The sequence below is a fragment of the Nostoc sp. KVJ20 genome, from assembly GCF_001712795.1.
Classification (GTDB): Bacteria; Cyanobacteriota; Cyanobacteriia; order Cyanobacteriales; family Nostocaceae; genus Nostoc.
The window spans coordinates 20,009-36,894 of sequence record NZ_KV757645.1 but is presented as its reverse complement, the minus strand read 5'-3'; the positions used below and the strand labels follow the sequence as shown (position 1 = coordinate 36,894).

The following is a 16,886-nucleotide window of genomic DNA, read 5'->3' as shown; positions in this document are numbered from 1 at the left end:
TGACCAACTTTGTGATGTCTAAACTTGAGTTTTTTAAGGGTTAAAGAGAATTTATTTAGCTGAATTATTTAAACTATTAAATTTTCTAGAATCCGCTCATCTCGAAATGAATACGCATAATAACCTGCTTCTAAATGTATCAATCCATTTACCCTTTAAAGATGAACTATGGATGTTATAACAACAGCTATTGTGGCTGCTCTGGCTAATCTAAGCAAGGATGCTATCAAAGACGGCTACAGCGCACTTAAAGCAGCTTTGAAAAAAAAATGTGGTTCTGAAAGTGACCTTGTTGATGCCGTCGATAAATTAGAAAAAAAGCCTGACTCTGAAGCTCGCAAAGCCACAGTGCAAGAAGAAGTTGAAATCGCTAAGGTCAAAGATGATCCTGAGATGCTTCAGTTAGCTCAAGATTTACTCGACAAGATCAAAGAACAACCTGGAGGGCAGGAAATAATCAATCAAACTCAAACCAACACGGTGAGCGGCGTAAATGTTGGTGGAAACTTTGAATTTAAGCCAACTCAAGAAGGTAAGAAGAGTTAAGGAAGTCGGAATCTAACTAACTAAGGGTCAGATAAAACTTGACCAATTAAACAAAGATTAGAGGAGGTGTTGGCTTTAGCTGAACCGACAGCATAAGTTGCGCCTCTGGTCGCTAAAGCATGGGAGATACCAGTACTATGAGCCAGCCAATTTCAAAGCGCCAATCTCAAGAACAAGATAACCTTGTTAAGGATACTAACGTTGGTCGTGACTTGACCTTCGCACCAGTTCAGAACATTATTGAGACTCAGATTATCCAGTCTTCGCTTGAGGTAGTCACGCAGCGAAAACTGAATAAGAATTCACCTTATCAGGGACTCAAAAGGTTTAACTTCAAAGACAGAGATCGCTTTTTCGGTAGAGATAAGCTTATTACTAGATTATTTGAGGCAGTGAATCGAAGTAGCCTGAGTTTAGTTTTAGGAGCTTCTGGGAGTGGCAAATCTTCTGTTGTGCGTGCGGGGTTAATTCCTGAGTTGAAGAAATCTCTGGAGTCTCAAACATTTTATGACTTCATCTTTACGCCCAATCAAGATCCCTTTGATTCCCTATATCGTTGTTTACTCAGTGAGGAGAAGGACTATAGCTTCAGTAAATCGTCAGTCGAGGTTGCCCTAGAAGCAAAGGCAGATACCCTAACTAAAGTGATTAGCACCTTAAAGAAGGAGGAAGAACGGTGGCTAATTTTTGTCGATCAATTTGAAGAATTGTTCACTATTTGTGATGATGCAGACAAACGCAAAAACTTTATTTCAGGTCTTGTCCAGGTTGCCAAGTCTGAAAATAGTTCTGTCAAGATTGTACTGGCAATGCGGTCTGACTTTCTGGAGCAATTTAGTTTCTATCCCGATCTAGGTATTATTGCCAATCAAAATAATATTCATCTGGTGACTGAGATGTATCCAGATGAACTGCGACAGGCGCTCGAGCAGCCAGCACTCAAGCATGGGGTCGTGTTTGAAGAAGGGTTGGTTGAACAAATTATCAAAGAAATAGAGGGACAAAAAGGTTATCTTCCCTTATTGCAGTACACCCTGAATTTGCTTTGGGAAAGTGAATGTAAAAGTCTCGGTGCTGATGGTCGTCCTAATATCGAAGACCGCACCTTAAACAAGAAAAGTTATGCAGTGTTAGAGGGTGTAAGAGGAGCGTTACAAAAGCGGATTAATCAGATTTATCAAAATCTAAATCAAGATGAACAAATAGTCACTAAGCAAGTTTTTGTGAGATTAGTGAATATTGTTGATACTGATTTAGGTAGTAAAGCAGTTAGTAGAAGGGCTTATCGAAATGAATTTACTAATAAATCAGTAGAAAATATTCTTAATAAGTTTATTAATGAAAATATCCTGGTCAGTAATTATGATTTTATAAGTCAAGAAAGATTACTACTTAACAATAGTCAAAATCAAGCAGCTACAGTGGAGATTGCTCATGAAATTTTGCTAACCTCATGGGATACCTTAAAAAGGTGGATTGAAGAGGAAAAAGAAGCAATTATTCTCAAAAATTGGTTGGCTAGTGAAGCAAGGCGTTGGCAAAGAATTCGTAGAGGAAATGAATCTAAAGCTAAAGATGAACTTTTAAAAGGCTCCAGATTAAATCAAATTATGGAGTTGAAAAATAAAGATGCTTTTAAAAATGTTGGTGGTTTTACAACAGAAGAAAAGCAATTTATTGATGCTAGCCTTGCATGGCAAAATCAAATTATTCAACGAGAGAAACGCCAGATATTCATTTTGAGGTCATTACTTTCTGGAACTACTATAGCACTTGTATTAGCTATCTCCACAAGCGTATATGCCTTTAAACAAGCAACTATTGCAGGTCTGGGTGAGCAAGCTGCTAAGGCAAGATTAAAGAAGCCTTTAGACGGGTTAGTTACAGCAGTTAAGCTGACTGGTGAAAGCCAAGACAAATTAAAAAAAGTTCTAGACTCAGTTAGTTCTACCTTATTTGATTTGCTACAAAAACCTGTAGAAAGAAACATTCTTACAGGACATAAGCAGAATGTCACTTCAGTAACCTTTAGCCCAGATGGAAATTACATCGCTAGTAGCAGTGAAGACAAAACAGTAAGGTTATGGGATTTAGATGGTTATCCTGTTGGTAAGCCCTTCAGGGGACATGAAGATTATGTTAATACGATCAATTTTAGCCCGGATGGACGTTATATAGTTACTGGCAGTTCTGATAAGACAGTACGGTTATGGAATTTAGAGGGCAACTCTATCGGTAAACCCTTCAAAGGACACCAAGGGGTAGTCAGATCAGTCGCCTTTAGTCCTGATAGTCAGTACATTATCAGCAGTGGTGATGATGGAATGAGATTGTGGGATTTGAAGGGCAATGTCGTTCAACCTTTCTTAAAACTTAAGGGGCGACAGATCAAATCAGTTGCTTTTAGTCCTGATGGACAGACAATCGTTATTGCTAGTGATACGTTGCAATTTTGGGACAGAAAAGGTAACTCTATTGCAAAACCTATTGAAGCACACATATATGGTGTCAGTTCATTGGCTATCAGCCCCGATGGAAAATACATCGTTACTAGTGGTGTAGATAACACAGTCAAGTTGATAGATTTTCAGAAAAAAAAGATAGATAAAACTATCCGTGAAAGTGATATCGTTTCGGTTGCTTTCAGTCCAGATAGCAAGTCTATTGCCATTGCCAGTGGAAAAACTGTGCAAGTGAGAGATTTGGAAGGTAATTTAATTGGACAACCCTTTTTAGGACATGACGATAAACTTACCTCAGTTGCCTTTAGCCCGCTAGGTAAAGATTATATTGTTACTGGAAGTTGGGACAAAACAGTACGGTTGTGGAATCTCAGAACTCTCAACGAAAAAGTTTCTAACTCGGAAGATTATAAAGCTTCGTTAAAACTAGCGTGCAATAGATTACTTTTCCATTCTGTTCTTGTCAAAGGTGAAACTGAAGAAACTAGAGATGCTAGCAAAACTTGCCAGAAATACGGCTGGGACAACATCGAAACAGCCCAATTTTTAGTCAATCAGGGTAAAGCAATGGCACGAGGAGGCAATCTTGCGAAAGCCACGGATAGTTTCAAACAAGCCCAAAAGGTCAATTCCAATTTACGCATTGATCCAGAAGCCTTAGCAAAAGCACAACAACAGGCAGCTATGGCTTCAATTGACAGTGAAGAACAAAATAATACTGAAGTAGCTCCACCTACACTACCTAATAATGCAACTTCTGGTCAAGTGAAGCTCACTGATTTCATACTTAACAACAAAAGTAATGTTATAAGTGTTGCTCCTGGAGAAAAGATTAATGGATCGGCTAATTACATTTATGATTGTCCTGACTGTCAGCCGGGATCTATTAATCAAATTATTGTGGGTATCGTTGGTCAAAATAGCGCTCAAGCCTGTATCTACGATGGAGGTATCAAGGGTTCAGGCTCAAACAAGTTCACCCTAAAGGCACCCAAAGAACCAGGAACTTATTACATTCGCTTCCGTTATGCCCAAGCTTATGGATGCGAACAGGGAGCTTTAGGTTGGTGGCGAGTCGGTAATGAGCCTACTGCTGAAGCCAATATAGGAGCAATTGTTGTGGAACAAGGGAAGCAGCCCAAGTATTAAACTCGCTATTAGGCGTAAATATAGCGTAGCTGACACCAGGGGTAAAATAGTACAAATTTACCGAAAACCGAGGTTTGTAGTATGCAAATGACACGACTGAAACCCTTATTCTTTCGTTACAGCCTTGTCTAACAAGAAGCAAACAAGGCTTGGATGATTTATCTAATGCGATAGCTTAAAACCTTATACAGTAATACTTTCAACCTATCTTGCCCCTAGTGTCAGCTACGCTATATTTACCCCCATTATCGTCGTCGGTAAACCACAAATCTTGACTCTCCAGTTCGCTATTGAAGTGTTGCTCCAGCATTTGGGCGAGTTCTTCGGTTTGATTTGGCTCGAATAACCCAGACGCTTCCGCCAAAGCTATCAAGGTAGGTGTGTCACTGGGCGTAATCAGTCGAATCATAGGTTTTTGGTTAAGGAATACTCAGCACAAATCATTGATGGCTGAATTTATTAAGTTGCAGACAGGTATAAATTAACCTCTCATCGAGAATTTTAGCGGTATAACGTTCCGTTTCACCCCCTGCTAGCAACCTCTCGGACTCAACCAAGCATCTGTCAGCAGTCGGGTGCAAGCGGGTTATTCTGCCACTGGCAACTACTTTCAGGCTTTCCTAAACAGTTTGGATACAACTCCTTTCAGAATATATGGTAGTAGCTTCGGAGCGGGTAAGAAAACAATCCCTAACTGCTGCATCAATCCGAGTGCATCGCCTTGCCCCCAATGCTCCACGATCTTTCCCGACTCGACTCGATCGATGTGCATGATCGACAAATTGATTTGTTTACCTGTTGGCGGAAGACCTTGAAATTCTCCAAGATGTGTGGCTGTGAATCTTCCACACGTTACAACCCTATCGCCTGAAACAATAACCTCATCAAAAATGTGCTGTCCCTGACCGAAGGCTAAATAAAACGACATCCCAAACTGCTTAAACCCTGCCCCGTCCAATGGCTCAGGTACACCCGCTAGATGAGCAACAAAGTTTGGAGCCAAAAGCTCTAAGGCTTGCTCCATTTTGCGATCGTCAAAAGCTTTGTAGAACTGGAGAACGAGGGCTTTGTTTTGTTCAGTCAGCATACAAAATTTCGTTTTGAACTAGATTGTAACGCGGTGATTACGAGAACTTAACCGGGCTTTCTAACCGACTTGAAAACACTACCTCAGCGATCGCACTTCAACCGAGTTCCCAACAAACAATTCCGTTTGTTGGGGTAAATATAGCGAACGGCGGATACCCTTAAGTAGTTTTTTTATAAAACAGTAAGCTAACGGGTGGCAGTGACCACCCATTTTTATGAGCCAAAGTGAACCTCCCTCTCGGCGACTGGTATTAGCATCTCAAGTTGCGCGAATTCACCCAAGGTCAAAAACCCGTGCAGTTCTAAATAAGAAGAGATTTCCATTTCGCTCAAAATCTCTTTAATCACTTCCAAACTTGGATTAGGGGATTCCAAGATACAAGCGATCGCTTCTGAGGCTAAAACCTTGGAATCTTCGGAAGATCGCACCGACTCGGATTCACCCGCACCACTTTCTAGCTTTTCCGCACAACTTGGGGAGCTACCCGCCCCAGTTTGGGAGCTACCCGCCCCAGTTTGGGAGCTACCCGCCCCAGTTTCGCCCCTGTCCCCGCCCCAGTTTTCCTTATCCTGTAAGACTTCCGCCTCACCCGCCCCAGTTGGGGTTACATATTCTTCTTTTTCCATTGTCGGAGAAAGCAATTCAATTTTCATATCTGACTCTTCATTGTTTTCTCCAAAATTAGAAAAACTGGGGCGGGTGGGGCGGGTTGCTTGCTGTGACTGGGTTTCTGGGGCGGGTAGTGGGGCGGGTATGGGGCGGGTATTCTCAATAATGGGGCGGGTATTCTCAATAATTCCGATGCCTTTGAGAATTGGAATCTGTTTTTTCCGAACATCACAATACCGACTTGCCTTGACTGCCTTCGGGAAGAGTTGAGCGATTCGAGCAATGACTTGGTTGATGCCTTTCACGTTTTTATCGCTGGGTCGTACTTGGTCAATCCATGTCCTGCGGTTGTTTTCATCTATAGTTAATGTGCCATTCTGCTTGTACCAGTTCTCCAGCAACATCCACAAAGCACTTGCCGACATCTCCCCACCTTCGACGTAACCCAGTTTTTCATCTTCAATGAAGTCAAAAAGATGATTATTCTCTCTCTGAAGGTTGCGGAAAGCGTCGGTTGTGCATTCATAATCGATACCTGACTCTATAAGGTTATTAAGAGCTTTTAAGATTCTATTTAGGAATGCGGGAGCTAATTTTGTTCTAATGAAATCTTGGTCGTAGCGAAATCGAGGGTCGCCTTTTATCTCGTTTGGATTATTGGGGTCAGGATTATCTACAAAGGTTTTCTTGAATTCTAGAATTGCAATTCTATCTTTGATTGCTTGGATTACGCCTTGAAAAGCGGGAGTCTCGTTTAAGTTGAAAACACCTATTGCGTTAGAAGAGAATTCTATATGGTCTTTCCCTTTCTGTTCGCAATGTAATGTATCTCCAGTGACAAATAATTTTAGGCTTTGGAGTCTGTCAATCCTAGATGTTTGTGGGTTTTCAGAAGCCCAATTAATTCGACTATATATAAGTGGGGCTAGTCCGAATTTTCTGCCTTCGTCATAAGATTGAAAGTCACCCAAAGAAACAGAAGTTAATCCGTTTTTCCCATAAATGGTTGATACACATTCGCGCAGAGCATCTTTACCATTAGAACCAAGACCAATTGCAAACATTGCTTTTACCTCTCTCCCTCTAAATTTTCTAACAGTTTGAAGGTCAAGGGATGCAGCAATATTTCTAAGAAATATTTCTTGTTGTGGCTTGTCTAAGCAAGCTAAAAGTTGCTCACAATATGTATCGTCAGCCGACGGGTCATATTCAATTAACGGTTCATAAATGAAGTAGTCCTGGGGCGTATGCGGGTCTAATCTTATTGTAAAATCCCTGCCTTCCCACTCAACCCGGACTATCCCATTAGTGCAATTTACGCCAGGAGGATTGATTAGTTCTGGGTCAATTTCTGTCCCCATTTTTACCCATTCCAAAACCTTCTTGACTGAACTAGGTGAAGCATAGGGACAAGACTTTTTACCCTGTTCGTTCTCGACCACAAAGGAATTGCAAAAGTCGTAGATTCTTTTGCGTTCTGTGGAATCTGGAGAGTGTTTATAGTGATTGCCAGTGTGGTAGTAAAGCTTATCAGCAGCACAAATCCAGTTCTTATCTCCGTAGAGAGCTTGAAAAGCTTGCTGAGTGAAGGCTACAACAGGATTTTGGTCATCATCGTCATCGATGACATTTACCTCTGCTTGTTGCGTTAGCGCAGCTTGCTGTAGGCATCGCTGCGCCACAGCCGCGTGGATCTCCTCTTCTAGCCTGCGGATAAATTCTGGTACTTCCATCTGCCCCAAGATTTCTTTGATGTCACTTGATTTATATGGTAAATCGGGGCAGATGTCGTGAGGGTTAATTCCAATAAATGCAATCCCCACCTCGTTGGCACATTCCTGGCAAGTCTGGAGTTTCTTTAACCCAGTGTCATCGGGGTCATGCAGGAAAACGATTAATCCTATGCCTGAATCCTTGATAAGTTGGTATTCTGGCAGGATTGATTTTTTGTCCCAGGCACTACCTTGGAAGGTAAATCCAGCAAGCCCATGCTCTCGACCAACTTCTACGCACCCCTCCCCTTCGTGTTGGAGTAGTGCCGGGGTTCCTGCCACAGATTTAGCGGCGGCGATCGCTTCATCAATGCGGTAAGCTTTCCAGGGTTCATCCCCTTTTCTCATCTCTGGAGTGCCGTCCGGGAGCCTGTGCCATTGGCGGAAGGATTTATCTTTTCCCTTCTCTTTGATGTAATCCGCCCATTCATAGCGAATTACCCATTGGGTTTGTGAGTAAGGATAGATTGTTTGTGTTGCGTTCCCTGGTATTCCCTTTGGGAGCTTGCAAGTTATGTTTTGAGTTTGGGGTATGTCAGTCGCCGCTTGGGTCAACATCACCAGTGCTAATTCACCATCTGGAATTGGTGCTGGTTTAGGCAAGATTCTCTTGGGCTTTGCTGCCAAACGGTTTAGGGATGGAGTGTAATTAGCCCCTGCCCTTTCTGCCACCACTTCAGCCCAGGGTTTAATCGCCTCTCTGATGTCCTTACACTCACAATTATTGAAGCATCTGTACTTCCCGGTTTCTGGGACAATAGATAAGTCATTCCCGCCACAAACTGGGCAGATGTATTTATTTTTCTCTCTGGCTGGTTCTAGCTGGTCTACAAAATTGCGAATATCAAAGGAGGCGAGTGCTTGCTGATTGGAGAATTGTGCAACCATTACGCGATACCTCCTTGAACATTATTTAATTTTTGACAATTGCTTAATACATAAGTTGGCGATTGTTTCGGTTGAGCCAGTGCATAGTTAGGCTGATGAAAGCGATCGCTGTTCCAGACTGTAAAAGACAAGATTGAGTAGCACCAGTCTGGTTTACCGCAGTGGGGGCAAGCGTTAACAATAGTTGCGAATAGCAGCTTGCTGGTAGTTTCAGTATGAAATAGCTGTTTTTTTGACACTTTACAAATCCTCCATTATGTGGGTTGGAGGAATTGGAGCTATCCCGTGGCAGTAATCTTCTAGTACAAACGTTCAAAAATCACGCTTTGCTAAAATTCCTGAAACGCTGTTGACATCTGGTGAGCCAGTATTACATTGGCTTTACACCTGATCGTGTAAGATAAAATTACTATTAGGGATATTAATTAGGCGACCAAACCCAATTCCCAATTCCAATTGAATGAAAATCTGAAAACCTCGGTCTCCCAACGGGAAACGAGGTTTTCAACTTTTAGCCTACTTGTACTTGGATAACCAAGCCCTAACAAAGTTGTTGACTTCCGACTCTGTAATGACAAATGCACTGCCTTTTCTCCTGAGAACTAGAACTCTCATATCTCCTATCTCCGTATAAAGATGTTCCTTGTGATTTGGCGATGCCTTAGTGGGAGGACATAAAACCAAAACTTTTGCTGTGGGAGTCTTTTGAGCCTCACGGGAGGTCATCAAAAACTTATCTTTGTTCTTGTTGAGCCACTTTTCATAATCTGCTAACTCAACCAGTGGGCAAGGGTTCCATAGTTTCAATCCATTATTATCTTTGCGCTTGACCTGTAAAACCTCTCTTGCTTCGTTGTAGACAATTTCCCTATCTCCTTTTGACCGGATCGAGATAAACAGGTGAGTTGTTCGTGGAAATCTCACAAACAAGTCGATAGGGTTGTTGTTTTCTACCGGAAGTGTTGGGAAAACTTGCACTCCTTCGTTTTCAAACTCGTGGAAAATTGAGGTTCCTAATCTTTGTAACCTTACCAGTTTTTGAGTTACTACCAACGGCTTGTAAGCCAATCCAAAAATTAACCAACCTAACGGATGCATGGCACCACCCGTACCCAGCGCAAGACCACCAGCCGCTAGAGCAACGGTGGATTGATAATCTATCGCCTCCCTAATTTTTTCAAACGCTGCTTCGTTGTGCAGTGGGAGTTGAAAATTTGCTGTTGGGTCTTTCAGGGTAGTCATTGGAGACTTTAAACATTAATGATGATCTAAAATCAGCACGAACTGTACTGATTCTAATGCTTGTGGCTTTCGTCAGTCATGGTGTACCCTTATCTTTTTTGTCCTTCGGTGCTGGTGTTTCACCTTGCCGAGATTTTACTGCTTCAGCGATTAGGATTGCTCCCATCTGACTAAGCGATCGCATTTCTGACTCTGCCATGTTCTCTACAGCTTCTCCTATATCATCTGGCAGCACAACCGATATTCGTTTACTCATAATCTCATTCTGTGAACAATTCATAGAATACTACTTCCTCCCATTAGTTTATTTCTTGTTAGACAGTAGCATTTTACTACTTCGTAGCAGTTGACGCAAAATGCACACTTTGCTACCATAGCATTATCAAGCCAAAAACAGCCACTCAACAAAGGCAATAGAAGCCAGAAAGTGATGCTATGGCTAACCCCTAACTGGATGTGTGGATTTAAGGCGATTCAGCCTCTAAATTCTCCAAAGCCAGAAAAATCAAGACTTTAACAATCATCTGAACCATGACAGCTATATATTCCAATGCCAAAAATTGGCTCGTTCAAGCAGACTTGTTAGCCAAATCAGGGCTAACTGACCTGATCGCCGGAAAAGACTCAGGTGCAGGGTATGGCAAGGCAATCATCGGTGATTTTTCGATCATGATGCCAGCCGCATACTCACTTGTTCGCAACCGAAACATCATGCACCACGAAACTATCTCAAAAGATGGGGCATGGCTGCGTTATGTAGAAGGTTCACGCCTGGACTTAAAAGATGTTCAATTCTTCTGGGGCAGTGCGGCTCTAGCTCAAAGTGACCACACCTTGCTGCACGAAGATAAGGCGAAAAAAGCAGAACTGGCACTAGAAAGCATTCTTGCAGACTTAGCGGTTCTCAATATTCCCGATGGGGTCAAGCTTTCGATTAGTTTGAGCAACCATAACCCGGAACGCTGGGGAGAGGAGATTAAACGCAGAGTTCAAGGGGTTCACACCTTCCAACATCTGCATCCTGTAACTCGCTCCATTGTCAGCAAAACAGTTGAGATTGTTGTTACAGGCATTTACCCCGAAGGGTTTGGCAGCATTGCCCACTGCTTATTCGGTGAAGCATCTCTGGTACTTGACCCCTCAGAATTAGCGATCGCACTCGATATCGGTTCATCAACGTGGCTTGTAACCGTGTTCAACGGCAGTGGTGCAGTGATTGACAGACACCTGATAGAGGGTGGTTGCGGTGAACTGCATACCATGATTGCAGAAGCTCTCGACAAGCGAAACGACCGAGTGAGTCTGTTGTCCAAGGATGTGAAGCACTCACCCAGCTTAGTAAACCAAGGGATTATTGAAGGGACTTTCACTTATGGCGGCAACCACCTGACTGGTAAAAAGTTCGAGGCAGAGTACAGCCAGTGCCTAGATGAGTGGTGGAGTAACAGGATTGAGAAATTCGCCAACTTTGTGACTGCTGGCAATTATCTAGACCGAGCGAAATACCTTGTCGCCTGGGGTGGGGGTGTTTCCTTGCCAGTGGTGGATCAGAACTTAGCCGGTTTAGGCTTTGTGATTTTGAACAATCCCCAATTCATCAATGCCTTGGGGTTGAAGCTATTAACTCAAATATCTCTAGGAGCCTGATCAATGAATTACGAATCTCGGCGTATAACCATTTCCTACCTAGCAGTAATTGAATTGTGCAAGATTTTTGATTTACCCCAAGACGCGCCCACACAAGCATTATCAGCAGGTGTAGAGAAGCTGATTTTTCAACACGGCAATGTGCAAGCATCGCCCAAAGTTGAAACACCGCAATCTACACAGCCCAATAAATCGGCACTTAGCGCAATGGTCACTAATTTCAAAGGGGCAGCATGAACAGAACCACATTCAGAAACACGGTTTTAGGCATTGGTGCAACAGCGATCGCTTTTGGCTATTTCGGAGTGCAGTACTTCGGTCGTAACAATATGTTCACCATCGCCGCAGCCGTGGGGGGTGGAGGGGCTATCAGCTATGTACTGCAAAAGCCGAGTCAGCCACAAGCCCCAAGTAATCAGCCAGAACCCCAACCCACACCGATGAAAACCCAAAGAAAAGGAAGGAAGTCATGAGCAACCAAGACACCATGCAGACACAACCATCGCTAACAACAACCGAAATCATGACCATCATCTTGGGTTGCGAACAGACTCTTAGGTTCGTGCAAGCATCTCCCAATTACAAACAAATCGAAGCGTCCGAACGGTTCAGTACATCGAATGACCTAAAAATGGGCGATGCAGTCCAAGCCTTGATGGAGATTCACGAAGCGATTCTAAATATTGAGTTCTATTCGCAAGTTGAGGGACAAACTTATGCTTTCAACGACAGCCTTACAGCGTAATCACCTCTACCAATTTCGTGGTCAACAACTGCGCTACAGCCATCGCTCTAATTGTCGAGTCAATGCCCCTTTCATATTCAATGACTCGAAAGGCAGACGCAAAGAATTAAACCAAAACCAAGTGCAGAGGGAGGTTTTTGAACTTGTTGAGTTTTGTGAGAACTGATGATGAAGCGATTGCCCTGACCGAGCAAAGTAAGTGCAATCGCCTCATCCGAAAGTGCATCAAGTACACATCGTTACAAGGATTTTAGCAGCATGGCACTCGATTATAGAAATCCCAATGATTGGGGACGCTGTTCTTTCACTGATAATGCTTTGAAACTCCAGCAATTTAAGGCTCTTAACCCAACAGCTACGAAGCGCGAAATAAATAGTTTTCTTTGCAGCCTTTACTTACCCCTCACTGGAACGGAATTCTTAGCAACTCATGAAACCATTGATGACCATCCATACTCTGCTGCATTTGGTCAATTCTTGGGTAATGGGATTGACGCTGACATTGCAAATATCTTGGCGTTTGGCTCCAACAGATTTGATTTAATCTCTGATGATTTGGACGACCCCGTAAGGCAATTAGCAACGAGAATTTATAGCCGATTTGAAGACATGGGTTACTGGGATGAAGTGCCTCAATAGTCGAGCGATATCGACTACGACAACATACCTTATTAGGAGGTTCAGTAATGGATTTTGCAATACGTAATCCGGTAGTTGGTCATGCAAGCCATATTGATGAAAAAGCGCAAGCATGGGGAGGGTTTGAGTCTGATATTCTGGGCTATCTTTCGGATATAAATAAGCTCGAACAGTTTGCCGATTATGCGAATAATGCCCAAGAATTATCTGACAGATTAGAACCATTTCTGGACAATGCTAAGGTCGTCTTTGAGGCAATGGAGAAGCTGACCAAAGGACAAGTAACCTGGGTCGAACTTCGTAAACAATATGGCTCTCACGTTGCGGGTGCTATCGCCAAAATTCGCAAACTAAACTCTGAATTTGATTCAGAGATGAGTAAAATAGATGCCCAAGATAGAGCGGATCTACTGCGAATTGATCAGAAACGTAAACACGCACTGACCGAAGTTGCAGCCCAACTACATCAAGATTTACAAGCAGAATTGTGGAGACATGAAAACAAGATTAGCGGCATCGAAAATAAGCAAGTTGTGCAAGCAGAACGGCAAGCCATCACAACAGGACTAAGAGAGAAACGCCAACAACTTTTAGCCCGTGCGCGGTATGGTTCACGAGCATTAGAGCCAAACCAAACACCCCAGGAAGTTATACCGATTCAATCCCAAAATCATGCACCATCTTCTAGTGTTTCGGCAACGGGAACAGTTCGCGGTTGGGGTGCAATGCTGGGTAACTTGTGGCAGAAACTAGGCGACAGATAACTATTAGTTAAAAGGCAAGGCTGATGCTAGTAAGGAAACGAAATGAAGATCCTCATAGCGTCAGCCCTTTCTTGCATGAAGGGCTGGCCCAGAAATCACAACAACAACATCAGCAGCATCAACAACCCGAACAACCACCACCACTACCAGAAAACAACAGAGGTAGAACTTTTAGACGTGCTGGTAATGCCTGTGAAATTGTCGCTGGCAGTTGCTTAAACAGTGCTGTTATTTTTACCTTTCACCTATTGCAGGTTCACCCTGTTGGAATGTTCTTAGCTGTAGGTACTGCACATCTGTATTTTACTGCCACTGCAACAGGTGAAGGGTTCAATAATTTTGTCACTAATCTAATGACTGGTTGCAGTGCATCACTGGCGTTATTGTGTGCGCTATCTGAACCGATTAGTGAATGGAATGAAGCGAGAACTTCTACTAGTACAGTTAAGACTTCAATTGAGTCGGTTTATAAGCCAAAAACTGCTGAATCTTCAAGTTGGATGGATGGTGCAGGAGTGGGCATATTTCTAGCGATATTAATGTTTTTTCTATTTGGTGGTAAAAGAGGTAAATGAATTATCTATCTGAGAAACATAAAACTTTATCCGAGTCGCAACAATCGGGTTTAATGAAGTGGTTCGGACAGTTACCGATGGATAAAAAAGCTGTTGCAATTGGGCTGAGTTTGACTGTAGGAATTAGCTCGGCTGCGATGGCGTGGAAAGGGGAGTCAAGCGACCGCATTTATTTCTGCCTTCGGACTCCCCAGAAAAAATTGGTATGTCAGGACAAGAATAACAGACCATTCCGCATGACCCCCCATTACTGGGAGCAGTGGAAGCTAGAAGGAATGCCGCGTCAAGTAGTGCGTGACCCAGCTATGGGGGTTAATGGGCTGGTAAAGGCAACTAACCCTTACAAACCGTTTTGGGCGTTTGGGGGATTCCTGGGGTTTGCGCTTGCTGGGTGGATGCTGCGGCACTGCCAATCGGAAGAGAAGCAGAGAGCAGTTTTTGAAGACATCGCCCAAAAACGGGACGCAGCAAAGGCAGAGATGGCCGCACGTTCCGAGCTACTAGAGAGTTGCCGAGACGTTGCGATCGCAGAAGTCCAACTACAAGCTGACTTGGATCTAATCGCCAATGACCGCACTGTTGACATACAAAAAGCCGAGATTTACGCCCACACTGAGATTGAAGTTACCCAGATGGAGGCAACTGACGCTATTTTTGAGGCGCAGACGGCTGGGATGACCGAGCAACAGAAGGCAGATTACATCAAGCAGCTTCGTGAGATGAAAACGCCTTACTTACAAGGGAGTCAGACTTTACAGGGGACGATTGACCCCAACGACAAGGTTACTGGGGCAGAGCCAGGAGCAATCGCACCACAGGACAATAAAACGGCATGGGTGCAAAACCTAATTAAACAAACTGCGCTGATATGGGGCAACCAAGGGGGCGGTAAAAGTTGGCTAGCCCGTTACGTTGTCAAAGAGAAAAAACAGGCAGGTTATAAGGTGATTGTCCTTGACCCCGACTCGAACCGTAGTGAATGGCGAGGAGTTGAAAGTTACCACTCCTGGGATGATATTGAACAGCAGATCCGCGATTACGTTCAAGAATTAGAATCACGGTTAAAAACCTTTAATAATTCATCATTGAGTGAGTCGCAATGGCGACAAAAACTTTGGGCAGAAGGTAAAGCAACCGCACTAATTTGTGAGGAAGCAACCACATACGGCGACTTCATTAAAGATGCGGAATTATTAGAGAAATTCGGCAAGCTGGCACTGACCAAAAGCCGTAAACAAGAGATGCCTTTAACCGTTGTAGCTCATAACAATACCCAGACTTGTTTATTCGGAATTAAAGGCTTGCACAATCTCGTTTCTAAAATGCTTCAAGTTGAATGTTTGGCAGAAGTTGACCCGATTACATTACAGCCAAAATCTACTGGTTTTGCAAAGGTAAAACTCGATAGTTCTAACGAATGGCTTGATGTTAATCTGCCCAAAATGACAGCGAAAATATCTGACTTTAGCGACGGTATCCGAGCAGAATCTAACCCCAATCCCCCTATCGATAAAGCTACTTTAGAGCGGATTTATGAACTGGAATTCAATCTTGGTAACAAAGCAGGTGATACCCAAGATGAACCGAAGAAACTATCACCAATGGCGCAAAAGCTGTATGAATATCTCACCAGAACTGAACGAATTGAAGCTGATGTAAGAGAGTTCAAAGGCAACTTTAAAGTGAACGGTGAGAGATTTACTGTTGAGCAAATCAAGGGCTGGATGTACGAGATTGTTGGGGCAGGATTGGCGGACTGGATAGCCGAGGGTGTTATCAAGCTTAATCAAATTTGACTGCCCTTTGTGTCTGGTGTCTCGCCTCAAAAACACCCTTTTTTAGCGGACACAGGACTCCAGACACCACAGACACTAAAGCTCAAAACCCTTGTATAGCAAAGACACCAGCAGACACCAGCCCAGACACGACCGAGACACCAAGTGTCTACTGCGTGTCCGCTAGACACCAATAAGAAATAACCTCATAAACAGCCATTTATTATTAGAGGATTATCAACATTATGCTGAGAATAGTAATTGTTGAACCAGAAATATTCATGCTCTTAGGCATCAAAGGTGCTATTTCACAATCCCCAGATATAGAAGTAACTGGTGATGCTACCACTGGAAAGCTAGGGTTTCAGTTAATTGAACAGACCAACCCTGATGTTGTGTTAGTTGATTTACTCTTACCCGACATGAGTGGTTTAGAACTGACTAGCTCAATCAAAAGGAAAACTAATAGTAAAGTGGTAATTTTTACTAATCAGACTCATTCAGACTTTATTAAGTCAGCTTTCCGTCATGGGGCTGATTCTTATATGCTCAAAAGTGCTGATGTAGAATTGATTGAACTAGCCATCAAGAGAGCTTACTTTGATGAATGCCTGCTTGACCCGAAGCTGGCTAAAAAACTGTTAAAAAACCTTGATAAAAATAGATATATTGACCCTAGTTTTGCTGATAAAAACTTGCTTGACTCTCCCACCGAACGACAAATACAAGTCCTGCGATTACTGGCTCAGGGTTTAGGTTTTGAACAGATTGCCAAAGAAATGTTTCTCTCTGTTAGTACAGTCAAACGGTTTGAGTCGATGGAGGGTATTATCCCTCGCACCTCTCAGTTAAATCTGTACGTGCGTATTTCTACGCATACAGCTTCCGATATTCTTAAAGATTAATTCTGTAGATTCCTTCCGCCTTCCCAGAAAGTAATAACTAAACTCACTTTCCTAACTGATTTGGTACGGGTTTTCGCG

General features: G+C 43.1%; 18 protein-coding genes. 12 read left to right on the top strand and 6 right to left on the bottom strand.

Annotation, left to right across the window (positions count from 1 at the left end; genetic code table 11):
- Positions 1-168 precede the first annotated feature (168 nt).
- Together A4S05_RS21975 and A4S05_RS39220 are read left to right on the top strand one after the other, a co-directional pair.
- A complete protein-coding gene (locus A4S05_RS21975; protein ID WP_069071924.1) occupies positions 169-546 on the top strand; it encodes a hypothetical protein in 378 nt (125 codons plus the stop codon).
- Between the two features lie 137 nt (positions 547-683).
- Complete coding sequence (locus A4S05_RS39220) at positions 684-4,157, top strand: NACHT and WD repeat domain-containing protein (RefSeq protein WP_084227206.1); 3,474 nt, start codon at positions 684-686, stop codon at positions 4,155-4,157.
- Positions 4,158-4,356: 199 nt separating this feature from the next.
- Here the strand turns inward: A4S05_RS39220 and A4S05_RS21965 are convergent, their stop codons facing one another.
- The 6 genes from A4S05_RS21965 to A4S05_RS21940 form a co-directional block, all read right to left on the bottom strand.
- Positions 4,357-4,566, bottom strand: coding sequence for a hypothetical protein (locus A4S05_RS21965; protein WP_069071923.1), 210 nt, complete (start codon positions 4,564-4,566; stop codon positions 4,357-4,359).
- 201 nt (positions 4,567-4,767) lie between these two features.
- Positions 4,768-5,244 (bottom strand): ester cyclase, encoded by a 477-nt coding sequence (locus A4S05_RS21960; protein WP_069071922.1) that lies wholly within the window; start codon positions 5,242-5,244, stop codon positions 4,768-4,770.
- A 215-nt stretch (positions 5,245-5,459) separates the two neighbouring features.
- Complete coding sequence (locus tag A4S05_RS21955; RefSeq protein WP_069071921.1) at positions 5,460-8,516, bottom strand: DUF5906 domain-containing protein; 3,057 nt, start codon at positions 8,514-8,516, stop codon at positions 5,460-5,462.
- On the bottom strand, positions 8,516-8,755 hold the full coding sequence (locus A4S05_RS21950; protein ID WP_069071920.1) for a hypothetical protein: 240 nt from the start codon (positions 8,753-8,755) through the stop codon (positions 8,516-8,518). The genes A4S05_RS21955 and A4S05_RS21950 overlap by 1 nt, the downstream gene beginning before the upstream one ends.
- Positions 8,756-9,032: 277 nt before the next feature.
- Positions 9,033-9,758 carry a hypothetical protein gene (locus A4S05_RS21945; RefSeq protein WP_069071919.1) on the bottom strand — a complete coding sequence of 242 codons (726 nt, stop codon included), beginning with the start codon at positions 9,756-9,758 and terminating at the stop codon, positions 9,033-9,035.
- Positions 9,759-9,834: 76 nt separating this feature from the next.
- Complete coding sequence (locus A4S05_RS21940) at positions 9,835-10,014, bottom strand: ribbon-helix-helix domain-containing protein (RefSeq protein ID WP_158680629.1); 180 nt, start codon at positions 10,012-10,014, stop codon at positions 9,835-9,837.
- Between the two features lie 275 nt (positions 10,015-10,289).
- Here A4S05_RS21940 and A4S05_RS21935 point away from each other — a divergent pair, with 275 nt between their 5' ends.
- The 10 genes from A4S05_RS21935 to A4S05_RS21895 all read left to right on the top strand — a co-directional run bounded on the left by A4S05_RS21935 (position 10,290) and on the right by A4S05_RS21895 (position 16,808).
- Complete coding sequence (locus A4S05_RS21935; protein ID WP_069071917.1) at positions 10,290-11,405, top strand: ParM/StbA family protein; 1,116 nt, start codon at positions 10,290-10,292, stop codon at positions 11,403-11,405.
- Positions 11,406-11,408: 3 nt separating this feature from the next.
- On the top strand, positions 11,409-11,642 hold the full coding sequence (locus A4S05_RS21930; RefSeq protein WP_069071916.1) for a hypothetical protein: 234 nt from the start codon (positions 11,409-11,411) through the stop codon (positions 11,640-11,642).
- Positions 11,639-11,878, top strand: coding sequence for a hypothetical protein (locus A4S05_RS21925; protein ID WP_069071915.1), 240 nt, complete (start codon positions 11,639-11,641; stop codon positions 11,876-11,878). The genes A4S05_RS21930 and A4S05_RS21925 overlap by 4 nt, the downstream gene beginning before the upstream one ends.
- Positions 11,875-12,150 carry a hypothetical protein gene (locus A4S05_RS21920; RefSeq protein ID WP_069071914.1) on the top strand — a complete coding sequence of 92 codons (276 nt, stop codon included), beginning with the start codon at positions 11,875-11,877 and terminating at the stop codon, positions 12,148-12,150. The genes A4S05_RS21925 and A4S05_RS21920 overlap by 4 nt, the downstream gene beginning before the upstream one ends.
- Entirely contained in the window at positions 12,122-12,316 is a 195-nt protein-coding gene (locus tag A4S05_RS40495) for a hypothetical protein (protein ID WP_141699780.1), read from the top strand. The genes A4S05_RS21920 and A4S05_RS40495 overlap by 29 nt, the downstream gene beginning before the upstream one ends.
- 92 nt (positions 12,317-12,408) lie before the next feature.
- Positions 12,409-12,789 (top strand): hypothetical protein, encoded by a 381-nt coding sequence (locus tag A4S05_RS21915; protein ID WP_069071913.1) that lies wholly within the window; start codon positions 12,409-12,411, stop codon positions 12,787-12,789.
- Positions 12,790-12,836: 47 nt separating this feature from the next.
- Complete coding sequence (locus tag A4S05_RS21910) at positions 12,837-13,553, top strand: hypothetical protein (RefSeq protein ID WP_069071912.1); 717 nt, start codon at positions 12,837-12,839, stop codon at positions 13,551-13,553.
- A 23-nt stretch (positions 13,554-13,576) separates the two neighbouring features.
- Positions 13,577-14,128, top strand: a complete 552-nt coding sequence (locus A4S05_RS21905) for a hypothetical protein (RefSeq protein ID WP_069071911.1) — start codon at positions 13,577-13,579, stop codon at positions 14,126-14,128.
- Positions 14,125-15,924, top strand: a complete 1,800-nt coding sequence (locus tag A4S05_RS21900) for a P-loop NTPase family protein (protein WP_069071910.1) — start codon at positions 14,125-14,127, stop codon at positions 15,922-15,924. Before A4S05_RS21905 ends, A4S05_RS21900 begins: the two co-directional genes overlap by 4 nt.
- 224 nt (positions 15,925-16,148) lie before the next feature.
- Complete coding sequence (locus A4S05_RS21895; protein WP_084227205.1) at positions 16,149-16,808, top strand: response regulator transcription factor; 660 nt, start codon at positions 16,149-16,151, stop codon at positions 16,806-16,808.
- Positions 16,809-16,886 lie beyond the last annotated feature (78 nt).